Raw genomic sequence first — 12,586 nt, 5'->3', positions numbered from 1 at the left:
CGATACCCACTTGCGCTACCGTAGGTTTCGAAACCTCAGGTAGCGAAATAGGGGGCGAGGGGACGACATGAGCGACGTCGCATTCGCGGGACGGCCGCCGGAGCCGGACTGGGAGACGATCACGGACGGCGAGCTGGCCGCCTACCGCGACGCGGAGAACCGTGTCCGGGCGTCGGAGGCGGCGCGGGCGATCACCGGGGAACCGGATCCCGGCGCCTCGATCCGCTGGCGGACGGTGGCGCTGCCCGGCCGCGAGGTCCCGGTGCGGGTGTACCGGCCGTCGTCCGGGCGGGACGACCTGCCGCTCGTCCTCCACGTGCACGGGGGCGGCTTCGTGGGCACGGCGGTGCAGAGCGACTGGGTCAACGCCCACCTCGCCGCGCGGCTGCCCGCGGTCGTCGTGTCGGTCGAGCACCGCCTGCTCGCCCCGGACACGCCCCTCGCGGCGGCGGTCGACGACGGCCGGGACGTGCTCCGGCACGTGCTGCGGGACGCCGCGTCGTGGGGCGTCGACCCCGGGCGGGCCGCCGTCTTCGGCGAGAGCTGCGGCGGCCTGATCGGCGCCCTGGCCGCGATCGGCGCCGGAGCGGACGGCCTGTCCCTGCGGGCGCAGGTGCTGGTCAACCCCGTCACCGACGTGACCGGGTCGATGCTCGAACACGCCTCGGTGACCGCGCACGCCGACACCCCGACCCTCACCGTGCCGCAACTGCGGCTGTTCGCGCGGCTCGCCGTCCCGCCGGGGACCGACGCCCGTGCCCTGTCTCCGCTGCACGCCGGCGACCTGGGCGGCCTGGCCCCGGCGCTGGTGGTGGTGCCGACCCACGACCCGCTGGCCGACCACGGACGCCGCTACGCCGAGCGGCTGCGGGCCGCCGGGACGCCCGCACGGCTGTCCGAGTATTCCGGTACGGGGCACGCGTTCCTCAGCATGCCGGGCATGGTGCCCCAGGCCGAGGCCGCCCGGACGGAGATCTTCGAGTTCCTCCGGGACGCCCTCACCGCCTGATGGGACGGGCCGGGCCGGTGACGCCCGGGGCACGTCCAGGTGAACGACGCCCGCGCGGCGGCACGGAGGCCGCCGCGCGGGCGGTGCGGCCCTGGACGGACCGCGTCCCCGGCCGGTCCTAGCCGGCGGTCAGGCCCTCGTAGTACTCGCGCTGGGCCGGGTAGTAGTCGTCGAAGGACGGTGCGGGCGTCCCGGCGACGGAGGCGGCCAGGCGGTCGAGGTAGTACTCCCAGCCGGGGCCGGTCGACGCGACCTCGGTGTCGGGTTCGAGATGGTGCAGGAACGTCAGCGTCGTCACCCCGTCCGCCTCGGCGAGGCGGGCCTCCAGGTGCCAGCGGCCGTACTCGTCGACCGTCTCGACCTCCAGCCGGTGCGGCGGTTCGCACGCGATGATCGTCAGGTCGCTCTCGGGGCTGCCCTCCTCGTGGACGAGCGTGAGCCGGACGGTCGCGCCCGGACGGCCGTCGCCGCGCCAGTGCGCGAACCACCGGGCCGTCCGGTCGGGCTCGGTGATGCTCGCCCAGACGTCCTCGATCGGCGCCTTGAACGTGCGGGTCATCTCCAGGTCGGTGCCGGTCGCCGCGGCGACGAGGCGTCCGGTGGGCGTGGGTCTCATCCTGTGCTCCTCGTGTCCGCGGGCGCTTCGCCCGCCGGCGGCCGGGCGCGGCGGTCGCGCCGCGCCCGGTGGACCTCGGTCTCCAACGCGTCGAGCCGCTGCTCCCAGACCTGCCTGCGGACGGCGTCCAGCCACGCGTCGATCTCCCGCAGCGGCCCGTGGTCGGCGCGGTAGTGGCGCTCGCGGCCGACGAGCTCGGCGGTGATCAGGCCCGCCTCGCGCAGCACCCGCAGGTGGCGGCTCACCGCCGGGCGGCTGATCTCCGGGAACGCCGCGGCGAGCGCGCCCGCGGTCCGCGGCCCGTCGCCGAGCAACAGCACGATGCGCCGACGCACGGGATCGGCCACCGCATCGAAGACGTCCATGAGAATACGTAACCATCGTGTTACGCATTTGTCCAGTGGTCGCGCCGGACGAATCGGGGCGCGGCCCGCGGGGTCACCGCCCGGCGGCGACGTCCCCGTAAGGCCCGTACGGGAGGGACGGCGCGGTCTCGGCGGCCGGGCAGGTCCGGGCGTCGGGTTCCACGTGGCGGAACCAGCGCGCGGCGATCACCCGTCCGTCGGGGAGGCGATGCTCCCCCGGCCCCTCGGCGGGCACGAACCCGGCGTTCCGCAAGGAGCGGACGGAGGCGGTGTTCCCCGCCTCGGCGCCCGCCCGGACCTCGCCGAACCCGAGGTGCCCGTGCGCGAACCGGCGGGCGGCCGTGAAGAGCTCCGCCCCGAGCCCCCGGCCGCGGTGGGCGGGGCTCAGGAAACCGCCGATCTCGCAGGTGCCGGGGCCGACCGGGGCGACCGTGCAGGCACCGGCGAACCTGCGGTGCTCCACGTCGATGGCCGCCAGCATCAGGGGCGCGTACGGCGTGAACTCGTCGATCGTCACGCGCGGCCGGGCGCGCCTCCTCAGCAGCAGCCGCCGCCTCCGCTCGGACGGCGGCTCCCCCGCGGGCCACCCCAGCCATCGCTGGGCCGCCGCGTCACCGCCGGTGGCGGCGACGGCCGCGATCTCCCGCGCGACCGGCGTCCGGAACAGCAGCCGCGAGGTCTCGATCACGTGCATGCGGGGACCGCAGTCGGCGATGCCCTGATCCGGATTCCACATCGGCCGGCCTCTCCAGCCCGGAGGTCTCGGCGAGACCCTATACGCGGCGGGCGGCCGGTGATTGGCCGTGGCGGCGCATCCGGCCGGTGCGGGGCCGCCGACCTCTTGGACGGACTGTCAATCCGATGACAAACCCGCTGGTCAAACGCGGCGGAGCGGGCCACATCCGGCTTCCGGCGTCGAGTTTCGCGGGCCCGGGCCGGAGCAGGAACCGCGTTGTCTCCGGAACCCCCCGCCTGGAAGGAGGCCCCCATGGCGATGCCCTCACCGGAACGCCGCGCCTTCCTGCGAGCGACCGGGCTCACCGGCGCGTTCGCCGCCGCCCCCGCGCTCCTCGCGCCACCCGCCGCCGCCCGTCCCGTCCGGGCCGCCGACACGGGCCCCGTCGCCGCCGCGCTGGACCGTCTCGCGCACGACACGATGAGCGGCCTGGCCGTCTTCGTGATGCCGGGGCCCGATCCGTACTCCCGCGCCCAGGGCACGCCCCGCGCCGAGCCCGGCGGCGTCGAGGCGCGGCTGCCCGGCTTCCTCGTCGAGATGCTCAACCGGTTCGTCCCGTTCCCGGACCAGATCGCCGGGCCGCTGCTGCGGGCCCTGGCGCAAGGGGCGGGCGGGCTGCGGCTCCCCCGCCCCCCGGACGAACCCGAGGCGGGCGCCGCGCGGGTCGACCGCGGCCTCGGCCTGCTGCTGCGCAACGACGCGACGGTGCCGCTGGCCCCCGTGGTGGCACTGCTGCTGAACCTCCAGGCGGTGCGGGTCGATCCGGGCACCCTCCTGGGGCCGTTCGCGTCGCCCTTCGCCCGCCTGTCCCACGCGGGCAAGGCGGAGGTGTTCCGGCTGCTCGAAGGGCCCGACTCCGATCTCGTCGCGCTGCTCGACCGGCACCTGCCGCCGCCGTACCACCGGTCGGTCTCCGGGCTGCTGAAGTTCCTGGCCAACGGCCTGCTGGTCCTGGCGGCGCTCGGCGGCTACAGCGAGTGGGGCGTGTTCGACCGGCGCACCCGGCGCCTGACCGGGCGCCCCGCGGGCTGGCGCGCGTCCGGCTACACCCCCTCGGCGGACGGATGGGACGAGTTCAAGGGCTACTACCGGGGACGGACGGAGGCGACGGGCTGATGCGCGATGTGATCGTCGTCGGCGCGGGCGGCGGCGGCCCGGTCGTCGCCAAGGAGCTCGCCGCGCGCGGCCTCGACGTCCTGCTGCTGGAGGCCGGGCCCCACCACACCGATCCGCGCGGGACGTGGACGCACTACGAGAACGACGCCAACAACCCCCTCACCGGGTTCCTGCGGTTCGGCCCCGCCGACCGCGACCGGCCCGCGTGGCTGCGCGAGGAGCCGCAGAACTCGTTCGTCCTGCAGGCGTCCGGGGTCGGCGGGACGACCCAGCACTACTACGGCAACTCCCCGCGCGCCTACCGGGGAGTGTTCGCCGGGTACGACGGCCCCGACCGCGACGCCTACGACACCGCGCACGCGTTCCCGTTCGCCTACGAGGAACTCGTCCCGTACTACCGGTGGGTCGAAGCGACGCTGCCGGTGCAGACCGCGCCCGTCGGCACCAAGGAGCAGGTGTTCCTGCGCGGCGCCGAGCGGATGGGCATCCCGTACCAGACCACCAAGGACACGGCCGGCCCCGCCTACCGCCCGCAGGAGAACGCCATCCTGCAGCCGCAGGGGACGGCCGGGCGCACCACCGATCCGGCCCGGCTGCACCACCCGGAGGCGCGGGGCTGCACGTTCTGCGGCTTCTGCCAGCAGGGATGCATGGAGCCGATCAGGGCGCCGCGCAACCTGTTCGCCAAGCGCTCCACCGACAACAGCTACGTCCCGATGGCGCTCACCGCCCCCGCGTGGGCGCCGGAGGGCCGCGCGGTCACCCTGCTCCCGGACGCCTTCGCCGTGCGGGTGCACACGGCGCGCCGCGACGGCGGCACGGTCGCGGCCGGGGTGACCTGGCGGACCGGGACGACCGGCGAACGGCACCGCGAGGACGCCCGCGTCGTCGTCCTCGCGGGCGGCACCACCGAGACCCCGCGCCTGTGGCTGAACAGCGGGCTGCCGAACCCCAACGGGTGGGTTGGCCGCGGCTACACCGACCATTTCCTCGACCTCGTCACCGGCCTGTTCGACGAGGACACCGGCTCGTCCAAGGGGCCGTGCTCCAACATGCGGTGCGAGTACCCGGGGAACGGCGCCCTGGAGCAGATCGGCGTCCCGCCCGCCACCCAGGCGTTCGCGTTCGCGATGTCCGGCAGCGGCGTCCGCGGCGAGTACGCGAACGGGCGCGGCATGACCGGGCCCTGGGACGGACGGACCGGCCGCGTCCTCGGCGCCGAACTGAAGGACGCGATGCTCAACGGCATCGACCGTCTCGTCAACGTCCTCGTGCTGACGGCCGACGACGTGGAGCCGGACAACCGGGTCGTCCTGTCCGGCCTGCCCGTCGCCGACGAGCACGGGGCCGTCGCCAAGGTGCGGCTCGACGGCCGCACCCGGAGCCGCCGCACCCGTGCCCACCGGGAGTTCCTCGCGCGCCGCGCGGCGGAACTGCTGCGCCGCGCGGGCGCCCGCACCGTCTACCGGATGGACTGGTCGCCGCTGCTCCTGCACGTCCACTCGACGATGCGCATGGGGCACGACGCCCGCGACTCCGTACTGGACGCAGACGCCCAGAGCCGCTGGGTGCGGGGCCTGTACATCGCCGACTCCTCGGCCCTCGCGAACAGCCTCGGCGGCCCCAACCCCACCCTCACCGTGCAGGCCCTCGCCACCCGCACCGCCGAGAAGATCTTCACCGCGCATTTCGGCGGCGACCCGTGGGTGGGCCGCGAGGATCCCGTCCCGTCCACCGACCCCCGCGTCACCCGCGCCCTCTGATCTGCGCCACCGGCCGCGCGCGGCGCCGTCCCGTGGCGGGCGGGCCGCGCGTGCCGGTCAGCGGCCGTCCCCGGCCGGGACCTCGGCCAGGCAGGACGCGACGAAGTCCCCGACGACCGGGTTCGCGTCGGCGGCCGGGGGCCACGCGACGGCGACCCGGCTCGGCGCGACGCCGTCGACCGGCCGGTAGACGACGCCGGGACGCGCGTAGAAGCGCGCGGCCGACGCGGGCGCGAGGGCGACGCCGAGCCCGTTCGCGATGGCGCTCAGCCAGTCGTCCGGCTGCTCGGTGACGGCGCCGACGCGCGGTTCCCGGCCGTCCCGTTCGGCGGTGCCGAGCCAGTGGTCCCGCCAGGGGCCGGTCTCCGGTGGGGCCGCGACGAACGGCTCGTCCCACAGCTCCCGGAACGCGATGGCGTCGCGGGCGGCGAGGGGGTGCGCGGCGGGGAGCGCGACACAGCGCGGCTCGGTCAGCAGGACCTCCACGCGGAAGCCGTCCTGCCCGGGGAACGGGAGCCGGACGAGCGCGACGTCCACGGCCCCGTCGTCCAGGCCCGCGGCCGGCGCCGACCAGGGCGCCTGCCGCATCTCGACCCGCCACCCCGGACGGCGCCGCGCGAACGCCGCGACGATGCGCGGCGTCGCCTCGTTCGCCGCGCTCGCCAGGTAGCCGACGTGCAGGACGCACGCCGCGCGGCGGGACGCGGCCGTCGCCGCGCGCCACGCGCCGTCCCAGCCGTCCAGCAGGGCGGGCGCGCGGTCGGCGAGGGCCCGGCCCGGCTCGGTGAGCGCCATCCCGGACCGGGACCGGGTGAACAGCCGCACCCCGAGCCGGTTCTCGAGCTGCCGGATCTGCTTGGTCAGCGCCGGCTGCGAGACGAACAGCCGCTCGGCCGCGCGGGTCAGGTTGCCCTCCTCCGCCACCGCGACGAAGTAGCGCAGCAGCCGGGTGTCGACGTCCATGCCGCCAGGTTATGGACGCGTGTATTGGACGCCCGGAACGGGCCCCCGCGAGCCTGGACCCATGCTGTTCGCCACCTATGTCGCCGTCACCGTCGCCACGATCGCGGCCAACGCCGGGATCGCCGTCGCCGATTTCCTGAAGGCCCGGTTCGTGCTGGCCAATTCCGCCGAGGTCGGGCTCGCCCCGTCGTGGCTGCCGCATCTCGGCGCGCTCAAGGCGGCCGGCGCCGCCGGGCTGCTGCTCGGCCTCGCGGGCGTCCCGTACATCGGGGTCGCCGCCGCGGCGGGCCTCGTCCTGTTCTTCGCGGGCGCCGTCGCCGCGCACGTCCGCGCCCGGGTTTTCCACAACCTCGCGTTCCCCGGTGGATACCTGGCGCTCGCCGTAGCGTCTCTGGTGCTGGCCGCCGCGCGCTGAAACCGCTCGAGGCGGCGGCGGGCGGCGCACTAGCATCGGCCTTTTCGCGCGGACGGGAGACGAGCACGTGATCGACGGAGCCGTACGGGCCTCCAACGAGCTGACGGCACGGTGGGCGCGGCACGCCTGCACCGGGGAGACGACCGCGCTGTCGGGGGCGGGGCTCTGGCCGCTCCTCGCGCTGCTGGCCGCCGCGGCCGACGGGCCCGGACGCGCCGAACTGCGGGACGCCGTCGGCCGCGACCCCGCCGACGCCGACCGCGGCGCGCGCGAGGTGCTGGAGATCCTCGCGCGCGGCACCGCCGTCGACGGCGCGTTCGGCGTCTGGCACCGGGCCGGGCTGCCGCTGGAGCCGTGGTGGCTCGACGCCGCGCCGGGCGGGTCGCGCGGCGAACTGAGCGGCGACCCGGACGCCGACCGGCCCCGGCTGGACGCGTGGGTCGAACGGAACACGCGCGGGCGGCTCACCCGGATGCCCGTGGCGCTCGAGCCCGACACCCTCCTCGTCCTCGCGACGGCGCTGAGCGTCGACACCCGCTGGCGCACCCCCTTCCAGGACTTCCCGTTCCGGCCGCGCAGCGGCCCCTGGACCGGACGGCCGCGGGGCCTCGCGGGCCTGAACTCCAGCGGCGCCGACCTCGACCCGCTCGCCCTCGCCGAGACGCCCGGCGGGCCGCTCACCGTCCTCACCGTCGCGGGCCTCGACGACGTCGACGTGCACCTGCTCCTCGGCGCGCCCGACCGCCCGGCGGGCGACGTCCTCGCGGCCGGGGTGGACGCCCTCGACGGCGGGCACCCGCTGCGGCGGGGCGCCGAACTGCTCGCGGAACCGGTCGCCCGCACGGCGCCGGGCGTGACGCTGACGACCGTCCCGTCCTTCACCCCCGCGCCGACGCTGCGCACCACGACCGTCCGGTTCGACGTCACCGCCGAGCACGACCTGCTGGCCGACCCCGCCCTGTTCGGGCTGGCGACGGTCTCCACCGACGACCCGCGCGGGCACTTCCCCCGGATCAGCCGGACGCCGCTCAAGATCGGGCAGGGCGCGCAGGACGTCAACGCGGCCTTCACCGCGGAGGGGTTCAAGGCCGCGGCCGTCACCGCCTTCGGCGTCGCGGCCGGTTCCGCGCCGCCGCAGGACGAGGCCCCCGTGCTCTCCGCCGTGTTCGACCGCCCGTTCGGCTTCCTCGCCCGGCACCGCCCCACCGGGCTCGTCCTGGTCGCGGGCTGGGTCGCCGAACCGGAGGAATGGCCCGAGGACGCCTCGTCCGGCCCCGGCTTCTGGTGACCGCGGGCACGCCCCGCGGGGTGCCGCCTAGCGGTGGCCGGGCACCCTCCGGGTCACCGCGGACGTGTACAGGACGCCCCCGACGACGCCCGCGAGCACCATCCCGATGCCGAACTGCACGACGGCCGTGCCGATCGCGGCGGCACCGCTCCAGGTGGGGTCCCCGTAGTCCGGCTCCATGATCATCGACAGGCCCAGGACCGCCATCGTCGCCGGGAACAGCCAGACCAGCCGGATGCTCAGGCCGACCCACCATCCGTTCAGGCCGAGGCCGCCGAGGAGCAGTGCCGCGCCGTAGCCGACGGCCGCCACGAGCCGGCGCCAGTCGCCGTCCGGCACCGCGGCGGCGAGCTGCACGGCGAAGTGGCACGCGCCCAGCAGCAGCACGACCCCGAGGGCCCGCATCCACGGCTCGGGGAACCCGCCGCCCGTCCGCGCGTCCCCGCCGGACGGCGCGTGCATGCGCGCGAGCGTGCACCGGTAGAGGACGGCACCGGCGAGACCTCCGGCGACCAGGAGGGGGCCGAGGAGCTCGGCGTACGCTCCGCCGTAACCCGCGCCCCGGCGGCCGGTGTCCACGACCATCGCGACGCCGGAGAGCAGCAGCGTCGCGGGGAACACCCACGCCGCCCGGATGCAGAGGTCCGCCCGCCACCCGTGCACGGCCAGCCCGGTCAGCAGCAGCGACAGCGCCGTCCCGCCCGCCGCCGCGACCGCGCGCGGGTCGCCGCCCGGCACCCCGCCGGCCGCCCGCACCGCGAAGAAGAGGGCGCCCAGCAGCAGGACGCTTCCGAGGACGCGGCCGCGCGTGACCGGAACGGCTCCGGGGAACGTGATGCCCTTCGGCGTACTCGCGTAGGAACGATCACTCATCCGCCGGAGTATCACACACGGAACCACCGAAAGCGCCTCCGCAGCCGCCCCGGCCGACAGCGGCCACCCACGAACGGCGAAGCGGGCACGCGCTCCCCGCCCGGCCGGGACGACCGGGGCGCGAACCCGCCCGGGCCACGGAGGCGACCGCGCCCGCGACGCGGGCGCCCGTCCCGCGGGACCGTCCCGCCGGACGCGTCAGCGGTGCGGGTGGACGCCGTGGCGGCGGAGGGAGAGCTCGACGGCCGCGTCCCAGTTGTCGGAGATCGCGGCGGAGATCTCCCGGGCGTCGTCGCACACCGCCGCCGCCACCTCCGCCGTCTCCGCGTCACCGGCGCGGTCCGCGATGCGGCGGAGCATCTCCGCCTCGGCGATCTGCAGGTGGGCCGCCACGTAACCGTCCCGGACGTGCCGGCCCACGTGGTTGCGGCGCGACTTCAGCACGTCGGCGATCGCGCCCCACAGCATCTCGGCGTCCCGGACGATCGAGGGCGAGGCGTCGTGCGCGCGGAGCCGGTCCTCGATCGCGCGGGTGTTCTCCCGGTTGCGGCGCGCGTATCCGCCCAGGCGGCGGCACAGGTCCGGTTCGTCGGCCGCCGTGGTGAGCAGCTCGCTCAGCACGCCCTGCACGTGCTGCTGCAGCGCGTGCGCGTCCTTGAGGTAGTCGATCAGTTTCTTCTCGATCGTCGTCATGGGGCGCCGTCCACTCGTTCGGCTCTCACAGGCCCCCTGCCCTGCGGAAACCCGGCGAAACCGGGCCCGGCGCCCCGGCCCGCCGGTGCACGGCGGGCCGGGCGCGGCTACTTGATCAGCGGGTCGCGGGGCAGGCCGAGGATGCGCTCGGCGATCTGGTTGCGGGTGATCTCCGACGTGCCGCCCGCGATCGACATCGCCCGCGACCCCAGCCGCAGCAGCCCCGCCATCGCGCCGAGGCCGTCGCCGAACGCCGTCTGCGGCCCGGCGAACTCGGCGAGCAGCGCCGCCGCGGCGTGCCCGTGCTCGGCCAGGACCAGCTTCGTGATGTTGCCCTCCGGGCCCGGCTCGCCGCCCGCGACGGCCCGCTCGGCGCTGCGCAGGTTAAGCAGCTTCAGCGCCCGCTCCTCCGCCGCGTGCGCGCCGACCCGGTCCGCCGGGACGGCGTCCGGATGCTCGGCGTGCAGCCGCACGACGTCCGAGCCGAACGGCGCGCCGACGCCGCCGCCGATGCTGACCCGCTCGTTGCCGAGCGTCGCCCGCGCGACCTTCCACCCCTCGTTCGGCGCGCCGACCACGTCCTCGTCCGGGACGAACACGTCCGAGAAGAACACCTCGTTGAACTCCGAGCCGCCCGTCGCCTGCCGCAGCGGCCGCACCTCCACACCGGGCGCCTTCATGTCGATCACCATCATCGTGACGCCCGCGTGCTTGGCCGCGTCCGGGTCGGTGCGGACGGTCGCGAGGCCGCGGCGGCTGTAGTGCGCGCCGCTCGTCCACACCTTCTGCCCGTTGACCTTCCAGCCGCCCTCGACCTTCACCGCCCGGGTCTTGACGGCCGCCGCGTCCGACCCCGCGTCCGGTTCGCTGAAGAGCTGGCACCACACCTCGTCGCCCAGCAGCGCGGCGCGCACCCACCGGTCGATCTGGTCCTGGGTGCCGTGCTGGATCAGCGTCAGGATGTTCCAGCTCGTGATCCCGTACGAGGGGCGCTTCACCTTCGCCGCGCGGAACTCCTCGTCGATCACCAGTTGCAGCCCGGCGGACGCCTCCAGGCCCCACGGGCGCGGCCAGTGCGGCTGCACGTACCCGGTGTCGATCAGCCGCACGCGCTGCTCGTCCTCCGGCAGCGCCGCGATCTCCCGCGCGAGGGCGCGCACCTCCGCCCGCCGGGCCTCCGCCTCCGGCGGCAGGTCGAGGACCGTGGTCCGGACGACGCCCGCGACGCTCAGCCGGGCGACGTCGCGCGCCGCGTCCCGCGGGTCGACGATCGCCTCGACCGTCGCCGCGCGCCGCAGCAGCAGGTGCGCGTCGTGCTCCCAGGTGAACCCGATCCCGCCGTGCACCTGCGTGTTCAGTCCCGCGTTCTTCGTGAACGCGGGCGGCGCGAGGGCGCCGGCGACGGCCGCCGCGTACGCGAACTCGTCCGCGGGGCCGGACGCCGCGCGCGCCGCGTCCCACACCGCCGCCGTGCCGAGCTCCGCCGCGACGAGCATGTCCGCGCAGTGGTGCTTGACCGCCTGGAACGTCCCGATCGTCCGCCCGAACTGCTCCCGGACCTTCGCGTACTCGACCGCCCGCTCGACGCACTCCAGGGCCCCGCCGACGGCCTCCGCGCCCGCGAGCGTCCGCAGGACGGCCACGGCGTGCGCGCGCGCCGCCGGCAGGACGTCCACCACCTCCGCGCCGTCGAGCCTGACGCGGGCCGAGCGGCGGGACGGGTCGAGGTTCGGCGGCACCTCCACCTCGACGCCCGGCGCGTCCGCCCGGACGACGATCATGTCGTCGCCCGCGGGGAGCACCAGCAGCCCCGCGAGCCCCCCGCCGAGGACGACCCCGGCGTCGCCGGTCGCCGTCCCGCCGGCCGTCGTGACCGCGCCGCCGATGCCGAGCGCCGCGACCGTCCGTCCGGACGCCAGGCCGGGGAGCAGGCGGGCGCGAACCTCGCCGGTACCGCGCGCGGCGATCACGGCGGACGCCGCCATCGTGGGCACCATCGGCCCCGGCGCCAGGGCCCGGCCGAGTTCCTCCACGACCACGACCAGCTCCGGGAACCCCGCCCCGCCGCCGCCGTGCTCCTCCGGCAGATGCACCCCGAGCAGGCCGAGCCCGGCGAAGCCGTCCCAGAACGCGGGCGGCGTCTCCTCCTCGGCCTCCAGCAGCGCGCGGTTCGCGGCACGCGCGCCCTGATCGTTCAGGAACGCCCGTGCCGTCCCGGCCAGTTCGCGGTGCTCCTCGCCGATGGCGATCGCCATGGCCCCTCCCAACGCTCGACGGTCACCCCATGATCGCGCCGCCGTCCCGGAGAGTGAAGACCTTTCCCGAATCAGATTCGGTGAGGCCCCCGAGCACGAACCGCAAGCCGCCCGCGACGTTTTCCGGGCGAACGAGAAGAGGCCGGTCCGGGATTTCTCCCTGACCGGCCTCGACCTGGTGTTCCTTGGTGGAGCTGAGGGGATTTGAACCCCTGACCCCCTCGATGCGAACGAGGTGCGCTACCGGACTGCGCCACAGCCCCAAGGACTCCGTTAGATTAGCAAACTCTGGAGGGTGTTCGCGCCATCCCGTCACTCGCCGACGGCGCGGCGGTCGTCGGCGTACTGGTCGAAGACCTCTTCGTGGGTCGGGAGCTCGATGATCTCCGCGGGTTCGGCGGGGGCCGGCTCCGGCTCGGGGACGGTCTCGGCGGCGGCCTCGGCGGCGCGGCGGGCGGCGGCGCGGGCGCGGGCCGCGGCTTCGCGGCGGGGGG

Annotated in this window: 12 protein-coding genes, 1 tRNA gene and 1 pseudogene; 5 read left to right on the top strand and 9 right to left on the bottom strand. The window is 75.9% G+C overall.

Going from position 1 to position 12,586, the window contains the following annotated elements:
- Window positions 1-67 precede the first annotated feature (67 nt).
- Complete coding sequence (locus tag ACFQ11_RS12815; protein WP_378298498.1) at window positions 68-1,009, top strand: alpha/beta hydrolase; 942 nt, start codon at window positions 68-70, stop codon at window positions 1,007-1,009.
- 118 nt (window positions 1,010-1,127) lie between these two features.
- On the opposite strand, the gene ACFQ11_RS12810 is transcribed toward ACFQ11_RS12815, so the two are convergent.
- The 3 genes from ACFQ11_RS12810 to ACFQ11_RS12800 all read right to left on the bottom strand — a co-directional run bounded on the left by ACFQ11_RS12810 (window position 1,128) and on the right by ACFQ11_RS12800 (window position 2,726).
- Window positions 1,128-1,625, bottom strand: coding sequence for an SRPBCC family protein (locus ACFQ11_RS12810; RefSeq protein WP_378298497.1), 498 nt, complete (start codon window positions 1,623-1,625; stop codon window positions 1,128-1,130).
- The gene (locus tag ACFQ11_RS12805; protein ID WP_378298496.1) at window positions 1,622-1,990 is read right to left on the bottom strand and encodes an ArsR/SmtB family transcription factor; all 369 of its coding nucleotides are present in this window, start codon (window positions 1,988-1,990) and stop codon (window positions 1,622-1,624) included. Before ACFQ11_RS12805 ends, ACFQ11_RS12810 begins: the two co-directional genes overlap by 4 nt.
- A gap of 73 nt (window positions 1,991-2,063) precedes the next feature.
- Window positions 2,064-2,726 carry a GNAT family N-acetyltransferase gene (locus ACFQ11_RS12800; protein ID WP_378298495.1) on the bottom strand — a complete coding sequence of 221 codons (663 nt, stop codon included), beginning with the start codon at window positions 2,724-2,726 and terminating at the stop codon, window positions 2,064-2,066.
- A 252-nt stretch (window positions 2,727-2,978) separates the two neighbouring features.
- Between ACFQ11_RS12800 and ACFQ11_RS12795 the strand changes: the two genes are divergently transcribed.
- Both ACFQ11_RS12795 and ACFQ11_RS12790 read left to right on the top strand, forming a co-directional pair.
- Entirely contained in the window at window positions 2,979-3,842 is an 864-nt protein-coding gene (locus ACFQ11_RS12795) for a hypothetical protein (protein ID WP_378298494.1), read from the top strand.
- Window positions 3,842-5,605 carry a GMC family oxidoreductase N-terminal domain-containing protein gene (locus tag ACFQ11_RS12790; protein WP_378298493.1) on the top strand — a complete coding sequence of 588 codons (1,764 nt, stop codon included), beginning with the start codon at window positions 3,842-3,844 and terminating at the stop codon, window positions 5,603-5,605. The genes ACFQ11_RS12795 and ACFQ11_RS12790 overlap by 1 nt, the downstream gene beginning before the upstream one ends.
- Window positions 5,606-5,662: 57 nt before the next feature.
- Here the strand turns inward: ACFQ11_RS12790 and ACFQ11_RS12785 are convergent, their stop codons facing one another.
- Window positions 5,663-6,568 carry a LysR family transcriptional regulator gene (locus ACFQ11_RS12785; RefSeq protein WP_378298492.1) on the bottom strand — a complete coding sequence of 302 codons (906 nt, stop codon included), beginning with the start codon at window positions 6,566-6,568 and terminating at the stop codon, window positions 5,663-5,665.
- A gap of 61 nt (window positions 6,569-6,629) precedes the next feature.
- Here ACFQ11_RS12785 and ACFQ11_RS12780 point away from each other — a divergent pair, with 61 nt between their 5' ends.
- Entirely contained in the window at window positions 6,630-6,983 is a 354-nt protein-coding gene (locus ACFQ11_RS12780) for a DoxX family protein (protein WP_378298491.1), read from the top strand.
- A 67-nt stretch (window positions 6,984-7,050) separates the two neighbouring features.
- The gene (locus ACFQ11_RS12775) at window positions 7,051-8,271 is read left to right on the top strand and encodes a serpin family protein (RefSeq protein ID WP_378298490.1); all 1,221 of its coding nucleotides are present in this window, start codon (window positions 7,051-7,053) and stop codon (window positions 8,269-8,271) included.
- Between the two features lie 27 nt (window positions 8,272-8,298).
- On the opposite strand, the gene ACFQ11_RS12770 is transcribed toward ACFQ11_RS12775, so the two are convergent.
- From ACFQ11_RS12770 to ACFQ11_RS12750, 5 genes and pseudogenes are all read right to left on the bottom strand, one after another.
- Window positions 8,299-9,144 (bottom strand): hypothetical protein, encoded by an 846-nt coding sequence (locus ACFQ11_RS12770; RefSeq protein ID WP_378298489.1) that lies wholly within the window; start codon window positions 9,142-9,144, stop codon window positions 8,299-8,301.
- A gap of 198 nt (window positions 9,145-9,342) precedes the next feature.
- Window positions 9,343-9,837, bottom strand: a complete 495-nt coding sequence (locus ACFQ11_RS12765) for a DUF892 family protein (RefSeq protein WP_378298488.1) — start codon at window positions 9,835-9,837, stop codon at window positions 9,343-9,345.
- 107 nt (window positions 9,838-9,944) lie between these two features.
- On the bottom strand, window positions 9,945-12,092 hold the full coding sequence (locus ACFQ11_RS12760; protein WP_378298487.1) for an acyl-CoA dehydrogenase: 2,148 nt from the start codon (window positions 12,090-12,092) through the stop codon (window positions 9,945-9,947).
- Between the two features lie 186 nt (window positions 12,093-12,278).
- Window positions 12,279-12,355, bottom strand: a tRNA-Ala gene (locus tag ACFQ11_RS12755).
- Window positions 12,356-12,404: 49 nt separating this feature from the next.
- Window positions 12,405-12,586 (bottom strand): annotated as a pseudogene (locus ACFQ11_RS12750) (hypothetical protein); the annotation flags it as partial.

Source organism: Actinomadura sediminis, from assembly GCF_042675525.1.
GTDB lineage: Bacteria > Actinomycetota > Actinomycetes > Streptosporangiales > Streptosporangiaceae > Spirillospora > Spirillospora sediminis.
The sequence above is the reverse complement of the archived record's forward strand: the minus strand, read 5'-3'. Positions and strand labels throughout refer to the sequence as shown.